21 protein-coding genes are annotated in these 24,802 nt (G+C 43.6%); 10 read left to right on the forward strand and 11 right to left on the reverse strand.

Annotated elements, in window-relative coordinates:
• Positions 1-759 (reverse strand): tetratricopeptide repeat protein (locus B9G53_RS19795; RefSeq protein WP_369683008.1); only part of this gene is annotated, 759 nt, incomplete at its 3' end.
• Positions 760-845: 86 nt separating this feature from the next.
• On the opposite strand from B9G53_RS19795, the gene B9G53_RS19800 reads away from it, so the two are divergent.
• Both B9G53_RS19800 and B9G53_RS19805 read left to right on the forward strand, forming a co-directional pair.
• Positions 846-3,362 (forward strand): CHAT domain-containing protein, encoded by a 2,517-nt coding sequence (locus B9G53_RS19800; RefSeq protein WP_094535194.1) that lies wholly within the window; start codon positions 846-848, stop codon positions 3,360-3,362.
• A gap of 278 nt (positions 3,363-3,640) precedes the next feature.
• Positions 3,641-5,005 carry a TldD/PmbA family protein gene (locus B9G53_RS19805; protein WP_094535195.1) on the forward strand — a complete coding sequence of 455 codons (1,365 nt, stop codon included), beginning with the start codon at positions 3,641-3,643 and terminating at the stop codon, positions 5,003-5,005.
• A 28-nt stretch (positions 5,006-5,033) separates the two neighbouring features.
• On the opposite strand, the gene B9G53_RS19810 is transcribed toward B9G53_RS19805, so the two are convergent.
• The 5 genes from B9G53_RS19810 to cysK form a co-directional block, all read right to left on the reverse strand.
• A complete protein-coding gene (locus B9G53_RS19810; RefSeq protein ID WP_094535196.1) occupies positions 5,034-5,417 on the reverse strand; it encodes a pentapeptide repeat-containing protein in 384 nt (127 codons plus the stop codon).
• A 330-nt stretch (positions 5,418-5,747) separates the two neighbouring features.
• Positions 5,748-6,128, reverse strand: coding sequence for a hypothetical protein (locus tag B9G53_RS19815; protein ID WP_094535197.1), 381 nt, complete (start codon positions 6,126-6,128; stop codon positions 5,748-5,750).
• Between the two features lie 212 nt (positions 6,129-6,340).
• Complete coding sequence (cysS, locus tag B9G53_RS19820; protein ID WP_094535198.1) at positions 6,341-7,783, reverse strand: cysteine--tRNA ligase; 1,443 nt, start codon at positions 7,781-7,783, stop codon at positions 6,341-6,343.
• 156 nt (positions 7,784-7,939) lie between these two features.
• The gene (locus B9G53_RS19825; protein ID WP_094535199.1) at positions 7,940-13,051 is read right to left on the reverse strand and encodes a translocation/assembly module TamB domain-containing protein; all 5,112 of its coding nucleotides are present in this window, start codon (positions 13,049-13,051) and stop codon (positions 7,940-7,942) included.
• Between the two features lie 269 nt (positions 13,052-13,320).
• Positions 13,321-14,274 (reverse strand): cysteine synthase A, encoded by a 954-nt coding sequence (gene cysK, locus B9G53_RS19830; protein ID WP_094535200.1) that lies wholly within the window; start codon positions 14,272-14,274, stop codon positions 13,321-13,323.
• A gap of 218 nt (positions 14,275-14,492) precedes the next feature.
• On the opposite strand from cysK, the gene B9G53_RS19835 reads away from it, so the two are divergent.
• The 4 genes from B9G53_RS19835 to B9G53_RS19850 all read left to right on the forward strand — a co-directional run bounded on the left by B9G53_RS19835 (position 14,493) and on the right by B9G53_RS19850 (position 16,702).
• On the forward strand, positions 14,493-14,900 hold the full coding sequence (locus tag B9G53_RS19835) for a ChuX/HutX family heme-like substrate-binding protein (RefSeq protein WP_094535201.1): 408 nt from the start codon (positions 14,493-14,495) through the stop codon (positions 14,898-14,900).
• A gap of 42 nt (positions 14,901-14,942) precedes the next feature.
• The gene (locus B9G53_RS19840) at positions 14,943-15,782 is read left to right on the forward strand and encodes a hypothetical protein (protein WP_094535202.1); all 840 of its coding nucleotides are present in this window, start codon (positions 14,943-14,945) and stop codon (positions 15,780-15,782) included.
• Positions 15,783-16,063: 281 nt separating this feature from the next.
• On the forward strand, positions 16,064-16,279 hold the full coding sequence (locus B9G53_RS19845; RefSeq protein WP_094535203.1) for a hypothetical protein: 216 nt from the start codon (positions 16,064-16,066) through the stop codon (positions 16,277-16,279).
• The gene (locus B9G53_RS19850) at positions 16,280-16,702 is read left to right on the forward strand and encodes a type II toxin-antitoxin system VapC family toxin (RefSeq protein WP_094535204.1); all 423 of its coding nucleotides are present in this window, start codon (positions 16,280-16,282) and stop codon (positions 16,700-16,702) included. It begins immediately after the preceding gene.
• A gap of 81 nt (positions 16,703-16,783) precedes the next feature.
• On the opposite strand, the gene B9G53_RS19855 is transcribed toward B9G53_RS19850, so the two are convergent.
• Complete coding sequence (locus B9G53_RS19855; RefSeq protein WP_094535239.1) at positions 16,784-17,023, reverse strand: DUF433 domain-containing protein; 240 nt, start codon at positions 17,021-17,023, stop codon at positions 16,784-16,786.
• A gap of 149 nt (positions 17,024-17,172) precedes the next feature.
• Between B9G53_RS19855 and B9G53_RS19860 the strand changes: the two genes are divergently transcribed.
• The 4 genes from B9G53_RS19860 (at position 17,173) to B9G53_RS19875 (ending at position 18,678) form a co-directional block, all read left to right on the forward strand.
• Positions 17,173-17,457, forward strand: a complete 285-nt coding sequence (locus B9G53_RS19860) for a type II toxin-antitoxin system RelE/ParE family toxin (RefSeq protein WP_094535205.1) — start codon at positions 17,173-17,175, stop codon at positions 17,455-17,457.
• A gap of 14 nt (positions 17,458-17,471) precedes the next feature.
• Positions 17,472-17,786 carry a HigA family addiction module antitoxin gene (locus B9G53_RS19865; protein WP_094535206.1) on the forward strand — a complete coding sequence of 105 codons (315 nt, stop codon included), beginning with the start codon at positions 17,472-17,474 and terminating at the stop codon, positions 17,784-17,786.
• Positions 17,787-17,799: 13 nt separating this feature from the next.
• Positions 17,800-18,027, forward strand: a complete 228-nt coding sequence (locus tag B9G53_RS19870; RefSeq protein WP_094535207.1) for a type II toxin-antitoxin system HicB family antitoxin — start codon at positions 17,800-17,802, stop codon at positions 18,025-18,027.
• Between the two features lie 381 nt (positions 18,028-18,408).
• On the forward strand, positions 18,409-18,678 hold the full coding sequence (locus tag B9G53_RS19875) for a hypothetical protein (RefSeq protein WP_094535208.1): 270 nt from the start codon (positions 18,409-18,411) through the stop codon (positions 18,676-18,678).
• An 84-nt stretch (positions 18,679-18,762) separates the two neighbouring features.
• Here the strand turns inward: B9G53_RS19875 and B9G53_RS19880 are convergent, their stop codons facing one another.
• The 4 genes from B9G53_RS19880 to katG all read right to left on the reverse strand — a co-directional run bounded on the left by B9G53_RS19880 (position 18,763) and on the right by katG (position 24,539).
• Positions 18,763-18,987, reverse strand: a complete 225-nt coding sequence (locus tag B9G53_RS19880) for a FeoC-like transcriptional regulator (protein ID WP_094535209.1) — start codon at positions 18,985-18,987, stop codon at positions 18,763-18,765.
• 23 nt (positions 18,988-19,010) lie between these two features.
• Positions 19,011-21,377, reverse strand: coding sequence for a Fe(2+) transporter permease subunit FeoB (feoB, locus tag B9G53_RS19885; RefSeq protein ID WP_094535210.1), 2,367 nt, complete (start codon positions 21,375-21,377; stop codon positions 19,011-19,013).
• A gap of 2 nt (positions 21,378-21,379) precedes the next feature.
• Positions 21,380-22,003 carry a FeoA family protein gene (locus tag B9G53_RS19890; protein ID WP_094535211.1) on the reverse strand — a complete coding sequence of 208 codons (624 nt, stop codon included), beginning with the start codon at positions 22,001-22,003 and terminating at the stop codon, positions 21,380-21,382.
• A gap of 361 nt (positions 22,004-22,364) precedes the next feature.
• A complete protein-coding gene (katG, locus tag B9G53_RS19895) occupies positions 22,365-24,539 on the reverse strand; it encodes a catalase/peroxidase HPI (RefSeq protein ID WP_094535212.1) in 2,175 nt (724 codons plus the stop codon).
• Between the last annotated feature and the right edge of the window lie 263 nt (positions 24,540-24,802).

The following is a 24,802-nucleotide window of genomic DNA, read 5'->3' on the forward strand; positions in this document are numbered from 1 at the left end:
GTCATTTATTTCAGCAATTATTTTGCGATCACCCGAAATAATTGCTGAAATAAATGACTCATTTTTGAAATCATTAATAAACTGATTCATGTAATCATCAGCTAGCTTCTTATATTTAGGAGCGTCAGGATGTTCGGGATAGTTAAGTGCAAACTGACGGGAAGCAATGGAAGCCTCTACCTCCATCTTTTTGGATATGAGTAGTTTGAGTAATGGCTCTAATAAATCCACGCGATCGGGATAAATGCCATAGGCGCGATCTAAGGTTTGGATCGCTTTGTCTGGTTGATTCCAGCGTAGAGAGGCTTCCGCGAACTTGATATGCCCAGTAATGAATTCAGGATAATTGTCGGATAGCTTCTCCAAAGCAATTAATGATTTGGTTGACAGACCAGCCTCTAGTCCTTCTTCAGCATTCTGCCAATATACCTTAGCTCCACTCGCTAGATTATCCACATTTCTTGTCGGCGGATTAGGCGCAGCTACGTTGGGGAGAGTTTTTTTTACAGATTGTTGCAACTTGACCGCTTCAGCGAGATTGTTACTCTGAATCAATCGATCCGCTTGAATTAGCACAGCTACACGTCTATTTCTTTCAATTGCTTCCGCATTGCCCAAGGAAACTTCGGGGATCTTGATGCAATTAGTTTGATTTTGAGACTCAGCTTGACCAACAAAAAGAAACGAAATCAGTAAACCAATACAGAATAGTGACATCCACCTCAAGACTGTTCGGCGATAGACAGAGAAGATAGGCACAATAAAATCCTAAAACTAATTAAATTATAAGTAATTCTAAATTTTTCAAACCTATCAAATTGTAAACAATCATTTATTTTATATAAATGCACTACATTATTGATTTATCTGCGAATAAGTACAGCAATATGATCTTTAAGGCTTTACACAAAGGTTTCTGCTCTTCTGTTTGGTTGTTGCCCCTTTCGACTGGTATATATGGAACTTGGACGCATCTGGGGCTAACATCTGCGGCAATGGCTCAAATTAGCTCACAAGAAAGTTCAGAAAAAAACTTCAAAGCAAAGTCATCGGATGCTGACATTCTGCAAAAGAATGGGAGTGCATTACAGAAAAAAGGACAACTTAACTCCGCATTAGAAGCTTTTCAGCAAGCATTGAAGCTTAGCACCGCAGAGCAAGATCGCGCTGGACAGGCTCAAGCATTGAATGGTATCGCCTCTGTTTACAACGACTTGGGGCAGTTTGTACGGGCGATCGAATCCTATGAACGCGCCCTCAAAATTAGCAAAGACATCAAAGATGCATTGAGCGAGAGCAGCATTCTCAATAACATGGGCATCGTCTATCGCAACTTGGGACAATTTGATCGCTCGATCAAACTCTATCAAGAAGCCCTCAAACTTCAACAAAAATTAGGTGATCGCTTTGGTATTGCCAGAACAATTAACAATTTGGGACTGGTTTATCGCAACAATAAAGAATATGCCAATTCTCTAGATTATTATCGACAGGCTCTAGCACTGACCAAAGAATCGGGCAAAAATCCCGCAGGTGAAGCCGTAATTCTCAACAATATTGGCTTTCTCTTGAATGAGCGTGGGCTGAATGCTGAGGCTTTTAAAAGTTATCAGCAATCCCTAGAAATCAGTCAGAAGTTAGCAGATCGGGTCAATGAAAGTATCACTCTCGGCAATATTGGACTGCTCTACAACAGCCAAGGACAGTTTGAAATCGCGCTCGGTTACTATCAACAGGCTCTAGCCATTAGCCGTCAAACAGGCGATCGCGCAGGTGAGGCTAAGCTCTATCAGCATATTGGTTCACTGCTCAAAGAACGGAAGCAAAATGTTTTGGCGATCGCCTATCTCAAGCAGTCAGTCAATATCTACGAAGAGATTCGGAAAGACCTCAACTCCCTAGCGCGACAGGAGCAAAAACTCTACGCGGACACAATTGCTCCAGTATATCGTCGGCTTGCGGATTTACTTTTACAGCAGGATCGCGTGATCGAAGCCCAGCAAGTGATTGATCTACTCAAAGTGCAGGAAGCGGATGACTACCTCAAAAATGTCCGTGGCAATGAACAAACTGCCAAGGGCGTGGAGTATCAACCAGTAGAAATGCAAATGATCAACTTGAATAGAGAACTTGCCGATTTACAAATATTAGAAAATCAAAACAAGCTCACTCCTCAGCAAAAGGAACGTTTCACCTATCTCGTCAATCAAGAGAAAGAAGCTAATCGACAATTTAACGCTTTTTTGAATAGTGCAGAAGTGCAGAAACTAACTACGGAACTAAATAACGATATCCAACAGCAAAATGTGAATCTCAAAGCGATCGTTAGCCTCCAAAAAGAACTCAAGCAATTAAATGCAGTGATTATTTATCCACTGGTACTCGAAAGCAGGCTGGAGATCGTATTAATCACTCCTTCATCTCCGCCAATACATCGTGCAGTTCCAGTCAGACAAAGAGATATTAGTGCTGCCGTTGATAAATTTCGAGCAGAATTACGAGATGCTAATAATTTTGATTTCAAAGATACTTCGCAACAGTTTTATAAATGGCTGATTGCCCCCATCGAAGCTGAATTGCAACAAGCCAATGTGCAGACAATCATCTATGCTCCCGATAGTCGATTGCGCTATATTCCCATTGCGACGCTCCACGATGGTAAGCAGTTTCTGGTTGAGAAATACAAAATCAATAACATTACGGCTAGTTCACTGACCAACTTTAATCGACCTTCAGTAAATCAACCCAAAGTCTTCGCTGGGGCTTCAACCACGGCTCATAGTGTGAATGTATTAGGAAAAACTATTTCCTTTGTTGCTATTCCTGCTACCCAAAAAGAAGTCAAAAACATTGTCAGCACGTTCCCGAATGTAACGGAGCTAGTGGATCAAAGTTTCACAAAAAACTCAACCAAAACGGGTACAGGTTCCCATACGATTATTCATTTAGCTACTCACGGTTCATTTAATACGGGTACACCAGATGAATCTTTTTTGATCTTTGGAGATAGCGATCGCCTGACTCTGAGAGAGATTGAGACTTGGGTACTCAAGGGCGTAGACTTGGTGGTTTTGAGTGCTTGCGAGACAGGAATTGGTGGCAAATTAGGTGATGGAACAGAAGTGCTAGGGTTGGGCTATCAATTTCAGAATGCTGGCGCAAGAGCCGTAATTGCGTCTCTATGGACAGTTGATGATGGTGGCACTCAGAAACTGATGGATACCTTTTATGCCAATATTAAAAAAGGTATTTCCGCTACCGAGTCCTTACGTTTAGCACAAGTAGCATTAATTCGAGGTGGTGAACCCTTCGATCATCCTTACTTTTGGTCTGCTTTCTTTCTAATTGGCAATGGGCTATAGGATCAAAGTCGGCGCTTCGCGCCGACTTTGATTAACTGATATGGCGTGAAAGGCTAAGATTGGGGCTTGGAGACCAAGCCCCTACCTTTACAATTATGTAGGGATTTGGTCTCCAAATCCTCTTTTAAGATGACTGGGAAACATAATGACTATCTTTGTTCTGCATAACACCACTTATACCAAAGCACAAAATGGCTTGGTCATTTTGTGCTTTGGTATAAGTGGCTATAGCTATAGTTGCTAGAATGAAGTAATCAACTAAAAAGATTAAAAGGTTTATGTCATCAGCGATCAGTGTGGAAAAATTAGTCTCCGATGCTAAAGAGACCGCAAGCAAGCTAAAAATCGACAAATTTGATATTTATGGCGCAATCGTCGATGAAACTAGTGCTGAAGTCGATAGCGGCGAACCTAAGCAAGTATCAGCCTCTAACCGCGCTAGCATCACCGTGCGGGTTTGGAATGATCAGGGGACAGTTGGCGTAACTTCTACCACCAATATCGATCGCCTTGGTCTAGAACTTGCACTCCAAAGCGCCCATGAGGCAAGCTTTTTTGGGGCTAAGGAAAATATTCCTGATTTTAGTCCCGAAGCGATCGCTGTTATCCCCTCTCGCGAATCACAGACTGCAACACAAACAGCGATCGAGCAGCTAGTCGAGACCCTCTTGGGCGCAGAAAAAGAATTACTAGCGAAACATACAGCGATCGCTGGTGTTCCCTATAATGGTTTATCTCAACGCGATGTCAGCCGCTTCTATTTGAATAGCGCTGGTGCAATGCGAAATGAGAGTAGTTCCTATAGCTCTATTTATCTCTATACTAAAACGGAAGAGGAAGACAGAAAACCTCGCAGTGCTGGTGCGTATCGCGTCAGTCGTAGTTTTGAAGGTTTAGATGTCAAGGGTTGCATTGAGGAAACTGCGGAGAAAACGATTAGTCATTTAAACTATGACAAAATCAAATCTGGCAAATATTTAGTTGCATTCTCTCCTGAAGCTTTCTTAAGTCTAATCAGTGCTTTTTCCAGTCTCTTCAATGCCCAAAGCATTCTCGACAAAAATAGTCTCTCTAGTCCTGAGTCCATCGGCACACAGATCGCATCACCATTGTTAAATGTTAGCGATGATGAACTGCATGTGGGAAATGTAGGCGCATCAACATTTGATGGAGAAGGCACTCCCACTCGCCGCACTCCATTAATCGTGAATGGAGTTTTAACCAATTTCCTACATAGCTCTGTCACCGCAAAACGCTTAGATGCTAAACCCACAGGCAATGGGAGCATTGGCTCGAAGGTTTCAGTCAGTCCTAACTTCTTCCATGTTGAGCGTAGTAGCGAAGCTAATGCATCCAATGAGAAAGTCTACGATTTGGCAACGGCTGAGAATGTAATTTTAATCGACGATCTGCAAGCGCTTCATGCAGGTGTGCAGGCTTCGCAAGGTTCTTTTTCGTTACCCTTTGACGGCTGGCTGATCAATAAAGGCGATCGCGTTAGTATTGAGTCGGCTACGGTAGCGGGTGATATCTTGGACTTGCTAAAAGCGATCGTCTATGTCGAACCAGAAGTAAAAATTACGCCTTCAGGTGTCGCTCCACAGATTTGGGTAGAAGGACTATCCATCACAGGCGAAGCTTAAGCAAATGGGATACCTTGTGTCCCATTTACTAGGTTTTGGCATTGTATAAATTGGCATTTGTCATTTGAGCGCCATCAAAAAGAGCCTCTTGCAAATTTGCCCAACTTAAGTTCGCACCCCTCAAATCTGCCCCACGTAGATCTGCTTTGCGTAAATCTGCACCCTTAAGATTGGCATGACGCAAATTAGCCCGATGCAAATCAGCACTATTCAAATTGGCATAACTCAGGTCTGCCCCAGTGAGATTAGCACGACAAAGTTTAGCGTTAGCTAAGTTTGCTTTGCTCATGAGGGCGTGGCTAAAGTCAACCTTGTGAAGATCGATCGCCTGTAAATCTACTCCCACCAGCGCAGCGTTAGAAAATACCTTTCGCCCCGTTCGGTATATTTGCAAAAATTCTTTAGCATCCATTAATTGATTAGCCTTGGCAAAAGTCTATTAGTTATTGTACAAACAAATTTTTAAAAGCCCTACTAAGTAAGGTTCTTAAAAATTAATTTATAGCAACGCAAGTTTTGCTTAGGACATAAAACCCAAAAGAGTAAGAGCATGTTTGAGAAGTTTTGCTTTAGCCCCCCTAGCCCCCTAATTCTGGGGGGAACCAGATTCAAGTCCCCCAGAATTGGGGGATTTAGGGGTCTAAAACATTAGCTTTAGCTAAAAAATGCGTGTGTATTAACTTCTCAAACATACTCTAATGGCGGTGCGAAGCGCCGCCATTAATCTTTTGGGTTTTATAAATTAACTTTCAAACGAATCAAGATCTAATGCTGCGGAGCCTCCCTTCTCTAGCTCAATCAACATTTGGCCCAGTTGTCGCCAAACGAGGAGAGCAATACCGACGGTGAGGGGAATCGCAACGATATAGCCAAATAGAGTCGGGAAACCAAACACCTCTAGCCCTGTTGACATAAAGACAGCGATGCTGATGGTCATGCCTATATAAGGAACTTTGATACTGGCACTCTTTAGCTCCAACATGACGCGAGAAGACTTACTGCTTGACCAGATATTAACCAGATTGCGTAAAGTTACTTCAAATGATCGCCCACAGGCGAGTCCCGCAACAAGGGAAATAGCAAACAAAAAATATGGGGGATCAGAAGGAAAATAGTAATTCACAAGTGTATAAAATTTTGAAGTGTATCTTTATATTAAGCTTAATTGATCTTCGCGTTTAATACCAATTCACAAAAGTGTGACGACACTTTTGTAAATTAAAAACCAAACCCAGTAAGGGTTTTAAAAACACAAAATGGCTACGTCATTTTGTGTTTTGGTATATAGCAAACCTTGCTTTGCTAGAGCATTAGGATGATCATCCTAATGCTCGATTATGCTCTAATCCAGCGGGTTGTACCATCTTTTTGATCAACGAGAGTAATGCCTAGTGTTTTTAGTTCATTACGAATGTGATCGCCTTCTTGATAATTTTTTGCCTTCTTCGCCTCAATCCGTTGCTGAATTAGAGATTCTATTTCGGTTTCGCTAATGTTTTCTTGTTGGACTTGGCGATCTCGAATATCGGCGACAAAACCCAAAATACTAGTCATATAGCTAAGAGCTTGCCAATCTTGCCACAGAACCTCAGCACTTGCGGCAGTTTTACCTGCGTGGGATAGCGAGTTGCGTTCTGAGCGTAATTTCTTAGCTAGTTCAAATACATGGGACATCGCCACAGAAGTATTAAAATCATCGTCCATCGCTTCTTCAAAACAGGCGATCGCTTCACCCACATCTTTTCGAGCAGGAATCTCGATATTGTCCCAGCCCAACTTTGCGCCAAAGTCTGCGGCAAACAGCATTCCATCGCGAATGGTTTCCCAGCCCTTCGTTGCCGCGTTAATTGCTTCTTCCGTAAAGTCAATCGGTTGACGATATTGTGCTTGCAAAATAAATAAACGGATTGCCATCGGGTCAAAATGAGTAACCAGATCCCGAATGGTTGTGAAATTATTTAGCGATTTGGACATCTTCTCGCCATCAATATTCACAAATCCATTGTGCATCCAATAGTTGGCGAGTGGCTTTGCATAAGCCGCTTCGGACTGGGCAATTTCGTTCTCATGGTGGGGAAATTGTAAGTCCGTGCCACCTGCATGAATATCAATGGTTTCCCCTAAACGCGATCGCACCATCGCCGAGCATTCGATATGCCAACCAGGTCTTCCATTTCCCCAAGGTGATTCCCAAAAAGGTTCATTGGGCTTAGCAGATTTCCATAATGCAAAGTCAAAGGGATAACGTTTATAGGGTTCCTGTTCATCTACGCGACCACTTGCCCCTGCTTGCATATCTTCGAGTTTGCGTCCCGACAGCTTGCCATAGCTAGGAAACTTCTGCACTGCATAATAGACATCCCCACCAGATGCATAGGCATAGCCGTGATCAATCAACTGCTGGATCAAATCGATAATTTCGGGAATCGTCTCTGTAGCGCGGGGATAATCATCGGCTTTGGCAATATTCAGCTTTGCCATATCTTCGTCATAGGCGACGATATACTGCTCTGCGATCGCCTGCATTGTGGTGTGATTTTCCTGCGCTTTTTTTAAGATCTTGTCATCAATGTCCGTAATATTCTGAACATACTTAACTTGATACTTTGTCGCCAAATAGCGCCGAATCATGTCCCAAATCACATAGGCTCTAGCATGACCTAAATGGCAGTAGTTATAGACAGTTACACCACAAACATACATTTTCACAATCCCTGCTTCGAGGGGAATAAAATCTTCTTTGTGTCTGGTGAGTGTGTTGTAAAGGCGAAGGGTCATGGATTTGAGTGTCTTTATGATGATCTAGGCGCGGGGTAATTATACAGCAAAGCCATAACGGGTAGTCATTTGTATGGCTATAGCTATAGTCCTAGATAGGCTGTGCTTCGCACAGCCTATCTAGGACACTCATTTTTGTTGTCGCCCATGCTAACTTTAAAAACGATTTTCATATTCGATCGAGATACCTGTACTGCCATCAGTACCATAGTTACCGCGCAATAGAATATTTGGATCGACTCGATAACGCACCGAGAAATTAGTTGGTTGGGTGGAATCATTAATAATCCGTTGGAGAGCGATCGAGAAACTGTTGCTGACATCGATCGCTGCCTCAGCCGACAGCCCTAACGTGCCTGTACTGCTATTGCCTGAAGTCGTAGTCACTGGACTAAGATTAAATTCAGCGAGATTCAACGCATCACCGATCGCATCTTGGAGGAAGTTGAGGACTGTACCACCTGCAAAACTTGCCAGTGCCGAAGCAGGGTCAGATCCACCCTGTTGTTGCAAAACGCCGCCACCTATGAGGGCAATGATTTCTGCTTGGCTGCGAGGTGGACTACTAGAGAGACGGATGTCGGGTGCAAGGGCTGTGCCTGTGACGCTGGCTTGGACTCGTAGAGTCTTCTGCGCCCCCAAATTGCTAACAGGAACTTCATTGGGACGGAACAGATCATCGGGACGATTGGAATTGATCGGTACGCGGGTGATCTCAGCAACAGCTCCAGAAACACGAACATTCAGGTTCGGATTTAGTCCTTGAGAGGGTTTAAACTCGACAAAGTTTTCATAGGCGCGATCGAGGCGGAACCTTGTCGAAATTGCGTTGAACTGTCCGCGCGAAATATTGATTTTACCTTCTGCTTCTGGTTTGAGGAAGGTTCCATTTACAACTAGTGTTCCTTCTCCTAAGAAATTAAATATGGGAAAGCGTGTCACTTGCATATTTTGCAATCTAACCGCGAGGCGATCAAAGGCGACATCTGCTAAATTGCTATTGTCATCAGCTAGAGCCGAACTATTGGGATCAGCATCATTCCCGATGACAAATCGCCCGTCGCCTAGCGCCACTTCACCTGTAAGTATGGGCGCTAATAAAGAGCCTCGCACAATGACTCGTGTATTAAAGTTATCGGAACTAATATCTCGAATATTCAATTTGAGCTTATCGGCATTGATGGCAAGGGCTTGTTGATATTCAGGGCTATCTGTTGGTATCAGGCTAGAATTACTGATCGGGAGAATACCTGTTAAAGCAAGTTTGCCTTCGCTAAAGTTGCTAGTGATATTACTAATCAAGCGATCGCGAGTGAAGTCAATCGTACCTTGCACTTCCGTAAAATCTCCTGGTAAGCCCGCAATCTTGACCTTGGCGTTATCCACCGTCATCTTCCCAGCGATTTTTGGATCTCTAAAGGTTCCCTTTGCCGTGAGATTGATATTGCCTTTACCATCTACCCACCGTACAGGTTGATTGAAAATATTGATAAAAGCAATACCTTCATCCTTAACATCGAGCTTAACGTCAAAGATGCCCAAAATACCAAAATTACCCGAAGCGACAACAGAATCCTTGCCTGCAACCTTCATATTTGCGTTGAAGTTAATATTTAACTTGTCATAGTTAAACTTCACCGCCACAAAATCAATCGGTTGCCGGTTAACGGAACCATCGGTTAGGCTCAACTGTCCTTTTACGCCTAAATCCAGCAAATTAGTACCAGAAATCGAGAGATTGCCGTTAACTTTTCCTGTCAAATCAAAGGGAATTGCGCTAAAAAATGGCAATGGTCGTAAAGATTCAATGGGGAAATCTTTTAATTCAATTTCACCACTTTGCTCACGGAATCGGAATAATGGATTTGATGAAGGAGTAAGTCTAATTCTTGCCTTGGTGATGCGTCCATAGCTCTTGTCGGACTGGAAATTGGCATTAGCAATATTGAAAACTCCATAGGCATAACGTCCTTCTACTTGAATGTCGTCAACAGCAAACTTCCCATACTCAAATTTTTTGCCCACAAGATTAAACCCGACACGAATACCTCTCCGTTGGTTAAATCCAAAGGTGACTTTACCCTTGATATCGCCACGAAAATCCGTGAGTGGCGGTAAATTAAAATTGCGGGCTGAAGCCACGGTTTCCTGCTGCTCTTGTCGTAATTCGATCTGAGTGAGATATTGCAACTGTTTATATAGAGGCTCTCCCATCAATCGGATTGCTTCTAAGGGCTGTAATTCTGCTGCTCTATTTTTCGCAAAGGTAAGCCCTTGAGTAACATCGACAATATTGGCCCATTGCAGAGTGGCAAATATGTCCTGCATTCGACCTTGAGCAATTTCGACGGCTCCAGCGATCAGATCTTCAGCATTAGGGTTGTAGGTCAGATTGAACTTATACTCGTTATTAACTTCTCCCTGCCGAATACTTAAGTTGCCATCTTTAACATCCAAAACACCATTGGCATAGGTGACTTTGGCGATCGCTCGTTCCGCAACTACTCGACCAAAGCGAGGACGCTCCACTGTAATCTCACCTGTTGCCGTGGGATTATTGGTGAAATCAACAATTAGATTACTGGAGAGCTTGCCACTGACATCGTTTTGTCCTGCGAGAGAAGCGGCTAGCGCTAAAGGAATATTATTGATCGCCACTTGTAAGCGACGGGGATTATTCTCAAAGCGTCTACCTGTCGCCGTAGATTCACCTAGATTCACCGTAAAATCAATGGGACGGAAGGCACTATCTAGACGCGCAGCAATGCGATCGCGCTTTCCGCGTAAGTCAACATTTAAGCCTTGATTACCATCAAAGTTGAGTTTGCCTTCTAAACGAGGATCGAAGGCTAATTTATCAACTCTCAGTCCTGCTAGCAGCAAATCACCTGTAGCTTGAATGACGCTACCAATTCCATTTAAAGCACCGTTAAAAGTGAGCCTATCAAGTTCGATTTGATTGACCTTTAAACTAGCTACACGCAGATTTCCAACTAAACTTGGAGCCGCCAAATCACCATTAATCGTGCCATCAAAATCCAGTGAACCGCGTGAAGGAGCCACTATACCTTGTTTGGCAAAACTAGAACCTAAAGAAGCTAGATCAACATTATCCAGTTGCAAGGCTCCCGCAATCTTAAGCTGATCGATCGCCCCAGACAGGTTGCCGCGAAAGTTGAAGATTCCTGACGCTTGAGCAGGTATGGCGCTAGAGAGGGTTGCTAAGCGATTGATATTCACATTGCGCGAAATCAGATCGAGGTTAATTCCTGCAATGCCTGTGGGAAATTCATTGAGTGAGTTATTGGGAAAAGCGAGATCAACTCGACCGTTAGCGGTTAAATAGTTGCCAACTTGTAAGGAAGGGACAAGTAAATTTCTGCCGTCCCATGTGAGATTGGCAACGATCGCATCAGGAACTTCTTTAAGTCCTTGTGGTAAGCGGACAACGCCATCACCAGTAATATCAGCTAGCGAAAACCCACCGCGATCGCTCCGCAGATTGATAAATCCTTCAAGAATGCCTTTTTGATTCATTAGGAACGCGGACAACGGAATACCATTGCTATTTAGCTGGGATTTCCATGCGCCACTGACGATATTGTAAGTACCTGCTAGCCCAATCTCACCAATAGGAAACTGTACCTTCGTGTTCCGAATCGTGGCTAATCCATCCGCCAGAAATACTTCTCCCCTTGTCGGATAGGTCGCATTAGGAGCCTCGATCTGCGCCAAAATTTGCGGATTTGCTAAAGCTCCAGTAATTTGTAAGGAACTCGTAATTTGACCAATAGTGACGGGCAGTTTCGTGCCATATAGCTTGGTAAATTCTTCGGCAACTCCAACCAGACTGGAAGTAAACAGAATCTCCGCAGGCTGATCTTTTTGGGGCAAGCGAATTTGTCCTTCACCTGTGAGAGTTGCGCCAGTAGATGCGGCTTGGACTTTCTTGATTTGGAGCGTATTGAGATCTTTGAGTTCAATCGTCGCTAAAAAGCGATCGACAGTCACCCGATCAAAGGTAACGGCTTTAGGTGTAGTAATGTTGATCGTCAGGGCTGGCTTTTGGGCTGTTCCCGTGAGTTTACCTGCTAGTTTCACCTCACCTGCGATCGCCACAGGAGTTTTGACATCAAAACTTTCCAGCCCTTTCGCGAGATCCAGTATGGTGCTAGCAAAGTTGAGATTAAAACCTTTTTGCTGATTAAATGTGCCATCAATAGTTGTTGTCAACAAGCCATAGTTTGCCGAAAATTCCTTTAAGGTTGCATCAGTACCATCGAAGCTAAGTTGTCCTGAAATGTCGGTAATGGATTTGGCTAATTGGGGCGATTTAATTGCGCCATCACTAAGTTCGGCTGTGATTGCTATCGTGGGGGTTTGCTCCGCAATTATAGAAAAGGTTGCGTCAGCATCAAGTTTACCCTGCTGAATTTCAAAAGGTAAGTTGATGGCAAATCCTTGAACTGCGGCAACTTGTAGGTTCTGAGACTTGAGATCAACCGTGCCTTGTCCTTTAGTCAAGTCCCAATCAATCGCAAAGTTGACATTACCTTTATTGCCTTCCTTGTCAGCACTGGCTGTCTCGATCGCCTTTTTTAACTGCTCAGGATTTGGTGGTGCGGCGATCGCGGCAAGATTTGGTAAAGTTACGCGCCCCTTCCCATTCATTTGCAAACTTTGATTGTTGAGATCGACGATTTTCCAATTGCTATCGATCTGGACTTGGCTGAGAGACACTAGTTCTCCTTTCGCAATCGTTTGGATCGTGATCTGGGCATCCCGAAAAGTGACCGTCCGTAAATCAACAAAACCTTCTTTGGTACTAGGTTCTGGCGGCGTGAGTTTGGGTAATTGCAGTAAACCTGTAACGTCCTGCTTCAAAAATACCTGTGGCTGCTCCGCGATCGCATCGATACCAATTTGGCGACGGGTCAGATAGCTCCAAAGATCGACATTAACTTCAATCGCCTCAACAGCCAAGAAATTCGACTCTTGATCAGTAGGCGGGATCAGAGATTTGCCAAACCTGACACTCGAAAAGCTAACTCGTTCGACTTTTCCTAACTGCAAAGGACGCTTGAGAGACTTCGTAAGCTCAGTCTGTAATAGCGGCGACAATTGCTCATTTAGAAAATAGCGTCCATACCAAAAAGCACCTAAGCTAGTTGCTGTAAATGCGATCGCAAGTCCTACACCTACACGCCCTAGATTTTTGGCGAATGTAGAGTTAGTCGGTCTCTGCGGTGGTAGTTGAGCCTGTCCCACGATTTTTCACTCCATTGATGCCCTCACGACACCATTTTACATATGTTAGCCTTGTAGCGGGTTACTAATTTTAAAAGCCTTGCACAAGTACTATCTTCGATTATCTATAGCAACGCAAGAGATAGCTAGAGACAAATCAAAACCCAAAAGATGAGTGGCGGCGCTTCGCGCCGCCACTCATCTTTTGGGTTTTATGTCCTAAGCAAAAATTGCATTGCTATAATTCTTGAAATAGCCTTGATTTTGTAAGAGGTTGGCTGGGAGAGATTTTAACTCAAGGCCATTAATTCAGGATCTTGGAATAGAGGCGTACTCAAGTAACGTTCACCAAAGCTAGGCTGAATCATCACTACCATTTTGCCCGTATTCTCAGGACGCTTCGCAATTTGGACTGCTGCATAAAGCGCCGCACCACTAGAAATTCCTGATAGAAGTCCTTCTTCTCGTGCCAGTCTACGCCCAAAAGCGATCGCTTGATCATCAGTTACAGGAATAATCTCATCAATCAGTTCCGTTTTCAAAACTTCAGGCACAAATCCTGCACCAATACCTTGGATTTTATGGGGGCCTGGGCGATTACCTGCTAAGACTTGGCTATTAGCTGGCTCAACCGCGATCGCCTTAAAATCTGGTTTGCGTGATTTAATCACTTCTGCAACCCCTGTAATTGTACCGCCAGTACCAACTCCCGAAATCAGAAAGTCAATCTGTCCTTCCGTATCTTCCCAAATCTCTTCCGCCGTAGTCTTCCGATGGATCGCAGGATTAGAAGGATTACGGAACTGTTGCAGCATATAGGCATCGGGAGTGCTTTCACTAATTTCCTTAGCGCGACGGATTGCGCCGCCCATGCCCTCAGTTCCGGGGGTTAATTCGAGGGTGGCTCCGTAGGCGCGTAACATTGATCGCCGTTCCATACTCATGGTTTCGGGCATGGTCAGAATTAATTTGTAACCCTTAGCGGCTGCTACCATCGCCAAAGCAATTCCTGTATTGCCTGAAGTTGGCTCCACCAAAATTGTTTTATTTGGAGAAATTAAGCCCTGTTCTTCGGCTTCTTGGATCATGTTCACGCCGATGCGATCCTTGACGGAGGCGGCGGGATTCATACCTTCTAGTTTGACAATAATTCGAGCCACACAGCCTTCAGCCTTGGGAATGCGCTGCAATTCGACGAGGGGGGTATGTCCAACTAATTCAGTTATGTTATTGGCGATTTTCATAGATAAAAGCTTGAATAATTGCGGGTAAATGAGCTTGTAGTCAACTTTAGAGCATTTTTGAGATCTTGGGAATTTCTTAAGACAAAGTGGCGATCGCTACTTTTATCGCCTAAAAGCTACACAGACTAACCCTTTTCGGCTTTAATAGGGTAGTTGCGATCGCAAGAATTTTTCACAACATCATCACAAACTTATTAATTAATATTAAATAAAATCCTATGGCTGCCACTTTAAAAGATTTTTTAGAAGAATGTCACACTCTCGGCTTAGTGCGTCTGATCGTCACCAGTGATGCGGGTGTGCTGGAAGCAAGGGTAAATATCGAGAAGTTGTTTTACGCGGAACTCCCCAAGGGCAAGTATGCGAATATGCACTCCGAGCATATCGAGTTTCACCTCAACATGGACAAAATCACCGATGTTCGCTTTGAAACCGCCGAAGCCAAACGCGGCAATTTCACCACCTACGCAATCCGTTTCCTTGATGCTGATGACAAGGCGCAAATGAGTGCTTTCCTACAATGGGGTAAACCAGGTGAATATGCCGAAGGTCAAGTCGAGGCATGGTCTACTCTCAAAGACAAGTACGGCGAAACTTGGAAGCCAGTGCCTGTTGAGAGTGTGTAACTTTAGATACATGATACAAAATGATTGTAGAGATCTAATTGTATGGATTACGTAAAACTAGATATTTCCTATGAACGCACAAGAACTCTCGTTCTCAAGAGCCTATCAACTAGTTATTATGGACAAGTAACTAGCCTCTATATACATGTAGCCAGATTAGCTATTCGAGAGGGAATTGCTACTGATCCTTTTGCTAACAGTGGATATATGAATCCACAACATGAACTTGAGCAAAAGTACAATGAGTGGATTGATGATATTGTCTGGGATTTGATAATTGAGGGTATAGTTCGTCCAGGTCAAGGAAGTGGCATATACACACTTCCTCATTATCATATTTCAGAATACGGTAAAAGAGTTCTTCAAGAACTCTCACCTCAGCCTTATGATCCAGATGAATACTTGGCTAGAGTTAGTCACATACCAGATATAGACAATGTAATACTTATCTATTTGGAGGAAAGTCTAAAAGCTTTCCGAATAAATTGTCTTTTATCCTCAGTCATCACTTTGGGATGTGCTTCTGAGAAAGCATTTTTGCTACTGATTGATGCCTGTAGAGAGGCAATGTCCGAACCAGGTAAGACAGATTTCGCAAAGAAAATAGATAAAACTATTTCTATTAAACAAAAGCAAATCGAATTCCAAGATATATTACAAAATAAAATTATACCTAAGCTCCCACGAGGTGAAGTTAAAGAAAACTTAGAAGCTTATCTTTTTGGGATTTTCAACATTATTAGAAGTCATAGAAACGATGCAGGTCATCCATCTGGAAATATTATACAGAGAGAACATCTGTACTCACTTTTAGTGGCTTTTCCATCATATTTGGAGAAAATTTATAGTCTTATGGACTGGCTTAACAAGAATTCGATTTAGACTTATCTACAAAGGTTTACATAATTGATGATTTGGTGTTTGCTTTTCGTCAAACTGTGGAGTAATTTTTAAGAGTTAATACTTTAGAATGTTGATGTAGCTATCGCTGTTTGACTTTTGTGGAGTAGAGATAGAAATTGTGGGTTTTGAGGTGGCGATCACTGTTTAATTTTTTGCAAAGCAGTGATCGTGATTTGGGGGTGAGGAGGCGATCAGTCTGTATTAACAAAGCGACTCAATTGTTATAATCGTTTCTACAACATGAGTGAGTTCTAACCCTAATGTCAATAACCCTAGAAGAAAGAGTCGCAATCCTAGAAGCTGAGATTAACTTGATTAAAAACAAAGTGGAAAGTCCAACTGCCACAGTAAAACCTTGGTGGGAGCAAATCACGGGAACATTTGCAGATAGCCCAGACTACGACAAAGCCATGCAACTAGGCAAAAAATACCGTGAGTCACTGCGTAAGGCATCAACAAAGTCCCGCAAAAAATAGATGTTCATACTCGACACAGATCATCTCAGCGTGTTAGATCGTGGTGGGATTAGTGCTCAGCGTCTTCTTACTCACTTAGCAAAAGTCAATCCTAATCAAGTCTCAGCAACCATCATCAGCTACGAAGAACAGACCAGAGGATGGTTAAGCCACATTTCTAAAGCACGTAACCTTGAAGCGCAAGTTGAAATTTATAAACAACTTAAAAGACAAATCAACAATTACTGCACTATTCCAATAATTGATTTTGATATAGACGCAGCTAATGAATTCCAACGCATCAGAAAGTTATATCCTCGTCTCGGCACAATGGACTTAAAAATTGCAGCGATCGCTCTTGTTAACAATGCGATCGTATTAACTCGCAATACTTCTGATTTTGGACAAATTGCAAACTTACAAATAGAAGATTGGACACAGTAAATCTTACAGATCGCTGTTTAATTTTTGAAGTGGCGATTCAACTTAAAATCACTAATATCGACTCAGATGGATTACTTCTCATCAAACAGCAACTTCATAGGGAACCACTGTTAAACGGCGATCGCGATCAGCAGCAAAGGCAAAGCAAGCCTGTATATCTGTAAGTGTTAAATCAGGAAAATCATCTAATACCTCTTCAACACTCATTCCACTACCGAGATAGTCAAACACATCTGATACAGCAATGCGTGTGTTAACTATACAGGGCTTCCCACTGCGAATATTCGGACTGATGCGTATGCGATCGCGATAGTTTTTCATGACCAAGATTTGCACATAACCTACGCCTATGATAACAGCGCCCTTACAAGAATTCAGATTTTGAGACATGCGATCGCTGTTTAGTATTTAATGAAGTGATGAAGTTGCAATCTTAATGTTATGCTTGACGTAACACATAAAACTTGCCTATGCCTCAAAAGTACAAAGACAAACGCACAGCCAAATTTGCTGCTGGCGAACGAGTCAAAGAATTTCAGGCTTTTGAAAGACAAGCATACAAACGTCTAGAAATCCTAGAAGCCGCGCCTAACAAAGAATCCTTAATGGCTTTACCAAGCAACCGTTTTGAGGCATTAGGCGGAGATAGGAAAGGACAGTACAGCATCCGCATAAATGACAAATGGCGTATTTGCTTTGAGTGGAAAGAAACAGAAAATCATCCATTTAATATCGAAATTATCGATTATCACTAAAGGAGAAAAGAACTATGGCAAGACCCGCAATTCACGCTGGCGAAATCTTAGCTGATGAACTAGAAGAACTTGGAATTAGTGCATCAGAACTTGCGCGATCGCTTCATATCCCCACAAATCGTATTACACAAATCCTCAAAGGGCAAAGAGGCATTACGGCAGACACGGCATTGCGTCTAGGTCGATGGTTTGGCACTGGAGCAGAACTATGGCTTAATTTACAAAAAGCTTATGAGTTACGCCTAGCTGAACAGTTAGCGGGAGAAGAGATCAAAAAAACGATTCAACCTCGTTCATCCATGAATAATCAGCAACTAATTCAAGTTTAGATAGAGAACAGTCATGAAATATTCAATAGTAATTTATCCATGTGAAGAAGGTGGTTTTGTTTCTGAAATCCCAGCTTTGAGAGGATGTTTAGCTCAAGGTGAACCCCTAGAAGAAACCTTGCAAGAGTTAATTACAGTAAGAACTTTGTGGCTAGAGACAGCCCAAAAGCATGGTCAAAAACTTCCAGATGAAGGTAAGGCGATCGCTAGAGTAAAAGCATTAAGTGCCATCGCTGTTTGATTTTTGTTGAGTTGCCACTCCACAAACTTTGCTCTTACGGCTCTATTTCTGACTAACTTTGTCCATAGTATTGAGTTAGAAGTCTAGACTTATGCCAATTCACAAAAGTGTAGTGACACTTTTGTGAATGAAAAAAATCCATTAGGGGCTTTCAAAACACAAAATAACATAGTTATTTTATGTTTTATTACTACATATTTTTTTCAACTATTTGCTGTAAAGTTTTGCAAAAATAAATATCTTTTGAGTATTTAGTAAAATAAGATACAGAAATATCAAAAGTTTTTCTTTCTGTTTTTAAGATTTTAACCTTCTTGCCCTTAGCAGAAGGTGTTTTTTTCACGCGCCACTATAAATTTTCATATAAATAAGGAGTTTGGCATGAATCCAATTGCCGAAATATTGATAGAACAAGTTATCTGCGCCCAAGAAGTAGGAAAACAAATCCTAAGTAGTAGTGGATTGGACTCGGACAACGTAATTTATGCTTTTGCAACGCCTGATACGTTGGTAATAAACTGTAAAGACTATGCAACTACTTGGCAGTTTGACGAGGAACAATGCAAGTTACAGTTAGCGATCGCAAGGATTAGGTCTTCAATTCAAACTATTTTGATTGAAAAAGCGGGAAAACCTCTATATTGCTGGTAAGTAATACCAATTCACAAAAGTGTGGTCACACTTTTGTGAATAGAAAATCGGCTGTTATAGCACTCGTAAAAATGAGAAGGATGCTTAGGAATGGGGATTTACCCATGCGTATAGTTCGAGACTTTCGGGTTTACAACTGTGACAACCGCCGCACCGCTTGCCGTCCAACTTCTGAACTCTTCCTTTGCGAATTAGTTGCCCTAACATACCGCGCAAGGCTTCAGGATCGCATTGGAAGTGATTGGCGATTTCTTCTAAGGAAGTTGGAGGACGGTTGCGAAAATAATTTTGAAGTTGTTGCAGCATCATGGCTTTATGATTTTTTGATCGATTTAGTTAAGCTGCGATGCTTGTTGACTCTTGACTTGAATGCGGCGATGGGCGCTAAATCTTCTCAATCCCACCAAGGTTCCTAGCATGACTAGGGATAGCCCTGTTAACCAAGCGATCGCCGTAGCAGGATGTTGATTCAGGGTCATTAATTGGTAATAGAATACCGCCACCCAATAGCCGAGTCCCGTTGTCCAACAGGCCACAAAAATCGTCCAGCCGAGGTTCGTTTCGCGATAAACTGCGGCTGTTGCCGAAACACAGGGAAAGTAAAGCAGCACAAATAGGAGATAGGCGATCGCCGCAGTGGTGCTACCAAATCGCGAAGCCATCTGCCCAAAGGTGGTGGAATTTACTTCCTGTTCCTTGGCGGCTGTTTCTAGATTGCCCGTACTTCCCAAAATACTTAATCCCAGTGGGTCAACAGCTTGATCTGCTAGTTTGACAAGGTTTGCAGGAATGCTGCTCACCGCTTTACCCATACCTGCCCAAAAATCAAAGGGTTTAGGTGGTTCAGCCGCAGCATTAGCCGCCTGTTCTCCTAAAGCAGTGTATAGGGAATCCATCGTCCCCACCATCACTTCCTTCGCAAATACCCCTGTAAATAGACCGACAGTAGCAGGCCAGTTGTCTCGTTCGATGCCCATGGGGCTGAATACGGGCGTAATGGCGCGGCTAAAGTGACTGAGGATCGAATCTTGGCTATCTTTTTTACCAAAGGAACCATCGATTCCCACGGAGTTAATCAATCCGAGAATGATCACCATGATCACGATCATTTTACCTGCCTTAGTGATAAAGGCTCTGAGACGTTCCCAAGCCCGAATCGCAATACCTCTGAGGGTGGGGATATGATAGGGAGGGAGTTCCATCACAAAGGGTGCAGCTTCTCCACGAAATAAAGTTCTCTTCATTACCAATCCCGTGAAAATGGCGGCGAGAATACCGACAATGTAGAGCAGAAAGACAATATTTTGTCCATTGGTGGGGAAAAAGGCGGCACAGAATAGGGCATATACGGGTAGCCTTGCCCCACAGGACATGAAGGGGTTCATTAAAATTGTCATCAGGCGATCGCGACGGTTTTCTAAAGTTCGCGTTGCCATAATTCCAGGGATATTGCAACCAAATCCCACCATTATCGGCACAAAGGATTTACCAGGCAGTCCCACAAATCGCATCAGTCGATCCATCACAAAGGCGGCGCGAGCGAGATAGCCAGAGTCCTCTAGAATAGCAAGGAACACAAATAGAAAGCCAATTTGGGGAATAAATGTGGAAGTTGTCTGGATGCCGCCACCCACCCCATTAGCTAACAGTCCAATCAGCCAACCGGGAGCCTTGATTTGAGTTAACAGATGTTCGGTTCCATCGACAAGGATCGTCCCCACGCCAATGTCAAAGAAATCAATAAAAGCGCCACCGACGTTAATCGACACCATAAACATCAGATACATTACCGCTAGAAAAATGGGGATGCCCAACCAGCGATTGAGTACCACGCGATCGAGGCGATCGGAGATAGTTTTCTGTAGGAGATCATTCCGTTCCACTACGCCTTGCATAAGCTGACGAATCCATGTATAGCGGCTGTCGGCAATCAATAAATCGATATCTTCGCTAAGTTCTTCCTGAATGTACTGACGATGTTCAATAATTTTCTGTAGTAGCTCCTGTCCTAAGCTTGCTAAATGGCGATCGTCGTACTGCAAGAGATTGAGTCCAAACCAACGTACATTGGCAGGATTAGCGGCGGTACTCATCCCCAAGGGACTCGCTTGATTCTCTAGTAAAGGCGTTAAATCCGCTAAAGATTCTTCAATTTCAGGTGGATAGATGACATAGTTTTGGGGAATTTCTGGATTACTCAACGCATGATTCACCGCATCCCGTAACTGGGGAAGCCCTTTACCTGCATAGGCACAGAGCGCAATGACGGGACATCCAAGCTTTTGAGATAACTGCTCCACGTCAATCCGAATATTGCGTTTCTCCGCCAAGTCAATCATATTTAGGGCGATCAACATCGGTACGCCCATTTCCAAAATCTGCGTGGTGAGATATAGATTCCGTTCCAAATTCGAGGCATCGATAATATTGACGATTACATTGGCTTCACCAGACAGTAGATAATCTCTAGCTACCAGTTCATCTAATCCAGTGGTGCTATCTTCGGCATCCACTGAATAAACTCCAGGTAAATCCACAACCGTAATTTGCTGACCCTGCGATCGATATTCGCCTTCCTTGCGTTCGACAGTTACTCCAGGCCAGTTCCCAACATGCTGTTTGCTCCCTGTTAAGGCGTTAAATAATGTGGTTTTGCCACAGTTTGGATTGCCGACTAATCCAATTATGGGTTGATTCATAGTTATGCTCCGGGGACTAGCTCAACCAACAGCGCATCCGCTTCACCCTTGCGTAAGCTCAAGCGAAAACCACGCACTTCAATTTCGGTGGGATCGCCCAAAGGCGCATGACGCTTTACCACCAACTCTGTACCGGGAGTTAATCCCATCGCTAGTAACTTGCGCTTGTAGTCACGGGCTGTCGGTTCATAACCCACGACCTTTAAGTGCGATCCGATCGCCACATCTTGGAGTTTCGTTGTCGGTGTTTTCGAGTCATTTGGCATTGTTGTCTTTACGGTGAAAGTATGCTGATTTAGATCCGACTGTGACTCTACAGGTACGACTTGAATACATTGAGCCATCTCAATTCCCAATCCCAGACGATGATCTTGGAGAGCGACAATTACGGAACCTGTCGCCGCACAGCTAATCACCTCCAACACCACCCCAGGCATAAATCCCATTCCCATGAGGCGACTATTGGATTCATCACAATTGAGGGAAACAATCCGCACGCGATCGCCTACTTTGCTCGCAGATAATGCCAGAGTCTTTGCGTTTGGCGATCGCTCCAATAAGTTACTTAGTGTTGCTAAGCCGTAGTTCCCTGACTTATCTTCAACACCTGTAAATTTTTTATCCATGAAGGTTATACCTGTATATAATCTTATCCATATTTATTAGCAATAAAGATGTCAAACTGCTGCCAATAAAAGCATTTCTGTTAAGCTTAAATAAAGTATTAACTATTTCTAACTATTTATTCTGAGTTATATAATATAAATACTTGTAAGCATAAATCACAATAACATGAGTTAAAGTATATTGCTATTAATTAGCAATAAGGATTTACAAATTTTTGTGTTCAAACTCAACTCACCAAAAAACTTTTGCAACCGTTACTTAAACGGTTGCAAAAGTTTTTTGGTGAGTTGAGTTTGTGGTTTATTTGTTGGCAGTACCAATATATTGGCATATTGGCGATGTGGGGACTTTTGACGAGAATTAGTCTAGGTCGAAGCGATCGGCGTTCATTACCTTCGTCCATGCAGCTACAAAATCCTGCACAAACTTTGCCTCGTTGTCATCTTGAGCATAAACTTCGGCATAGGAGCGAAGGATCGAATTGGAACCGAAGACGAGATCAACTCGCGTCGCTGTCCACTTGACCTGATTCGTGTGGCGATCGCGGATTTCATACAGATTATTGTCAACTGGTCGCCACGTATAACCCATATCCGTCAAGTTCACGAAAAAGTCATTGGTCAGTGAACCTTCACGCTCCGTGAATACGCCATGTTTAGTACCACCATAATTTGTGCCAAGGACACGCATACCGCCCACCAGCACTGTCATCTCAGGAGCGGTCAACCCAATCAGGTGTGTGCGATCAAGCATCAGTTCTTCCGCACTAACGGCATAGTCCTTCTTTAGCCAATTACGATAGCCATCATGGATCGGTTCCAGAGGCTCGAACGACTCGGCATCAGTCATCTCATCTGTTGCATCTCCACGACCAGAGGAGAAAGGAACGATAACATCAAAGCCAGCAGCCTTGGCAGCCTGCTCAATACCGACATTACCTGCCAGTACGATGACATCCGCCACACTCGCACCACTATCCGCCGCAATAGCCTCAAGTACAGCCAAAACTTTGGTCAAACGCGCAGGTTCATTCCCTTCCCAATCCTTCTGAGGAGACAAGCGGATACGCGACCCATTAGCACCACCACGCTTATCTGAACTACGAAAGGTTCTGGCACTATCCCAAGCGGTGATAACCATCTCACTGACGCTTAGACCACTGGATGCAATTTTATCCTTCACGGTCTGAACATCATAGTTATTATTTCCAGCAGGAATTGGGTCTTGCCAGATCAGATCTTCTTGGGGCACATCGGGACCGATATAACGGATTTTAGGTCCCATGTCACGGTGGGTCAGCTTAAACCAAGCCCTTGCAAAGACTTCTGAGAAATAGGCTGGATCTTGATAGAATCGCTCGGAGATCTGCCGATATTCAGGATCCATCTTCATCGCCATATCAGCATCGGTCATGATTGGCTGTGTGCGAATGGAGGGATCTTCCACATCAACAGGCTTGTCTTCTTCTTTGATGTTGATGGGTTCCCACTGCCACGCTCCTGCTGGACTCTTTTTTAGTTCCCAGTCGTAGTTAAGTAATAGCTGAAAATAGCCGTTGTCCCACTGAGTCGGATGAGTTGTCCAAGCCCCTTCAATACCACTGGTCACGGTGTCGCGACCAATACCACGCTGAGTTTTGTTCATCCATCCCAAGCCCTGATCTTCGATATCGGCAGCCTCAGGTTCCAGACCGAGTATGGCGGCATTACCGTTGCCATGACATTTGCCGACCGTGTGACCACCAGCGGTTAGAGCCACTGTTTCTTCATCATTCATCGCCATGCGGGCAAAGGTTTCCCTTACATCCTTGGCAGTTCGTAATGGATCGGGATTACCGTCTACTCCTTCGGGGTTGACGTAGATCAGCCCCATCATTACGGCGGCTAATGGATTTTCTAGATCTCGCTCACCAGAATAACGGCTGTTGGGGTTGTCGCTAGGGGCGAGCCATTCTTTTTCGGAACCCCAGTAAATATCTTTTTCGGGATGCCAAATATCTTCCCGACCAAAGGCGAAGCCAAAGGTTTTGAGACCCATAGATTCATAGGCGATCGTGCCAACGTAGGCAATCAGATCAGCCCAACTGAGATTATTGCCGTATTTCTTTTTGATCTTCCAGAGTAGACGACGTGCTTTGTCGAGGTTCGTATTGTCTGGCCAAGAGTTGATCGGTGCAAAACGCTGGTTACCAGTGCCAGCGCCTCCACGACCGTCGGCGATACGGTAGGTTCCTGCGGCGTGCCAAGACATACGGATCATCAGACCACCATAGTGACCCCAATCGGCGGGCCACCAATCCTGACTGTCTGTCATCAGTGCGTGTAAGTCTCGTTTGAGAGCAGTCACGTCGAGCTTTTTGACCGCTTCCCGATAGTTGAAGTTTGCGCTCATCGGATTGGTCTTGCGATCGTGTTGATGCAGAATGTCGAGGTTAAGGGCTTTCGGCCACCATTCCATGTTCGACATATTGATTTCTGTCGCACCGCCGTGTATCACTGGACATTTGCCCTTAGTGGATGGGTGAATTTCATTCATTATCATTTCCTTTTGCTAAGTTGATTAGCTGATATTCTCGAACATGGCAAAACTTGATTACCGAGAAGTAACTTCTTGATCATTGCAACCAGTCTTTCCAACAGTGTAGTTTAGCTGCCCTAGACAAGCTTTAGCCTTGTAAAAATCGCCTTTAATGGAGCAGATCTAACGCAGTGTTAGGATTTTGTATCAAGACTAAAAAATGGCTATGCCATTTTTTAGAGCGTGTTTGAGAAGTTTTGCTTTAGCTAAAAACTGCATGT

This window comes from Pseudanabaena sp. SR411 (genome assembly GCF_002251945.1).
Lineage (GTDB): Bacteria > Cyanobacteriota > Cyanobacteriia > Pseudanabaenales > Pseudanabaenaceae > Pseudanabaena.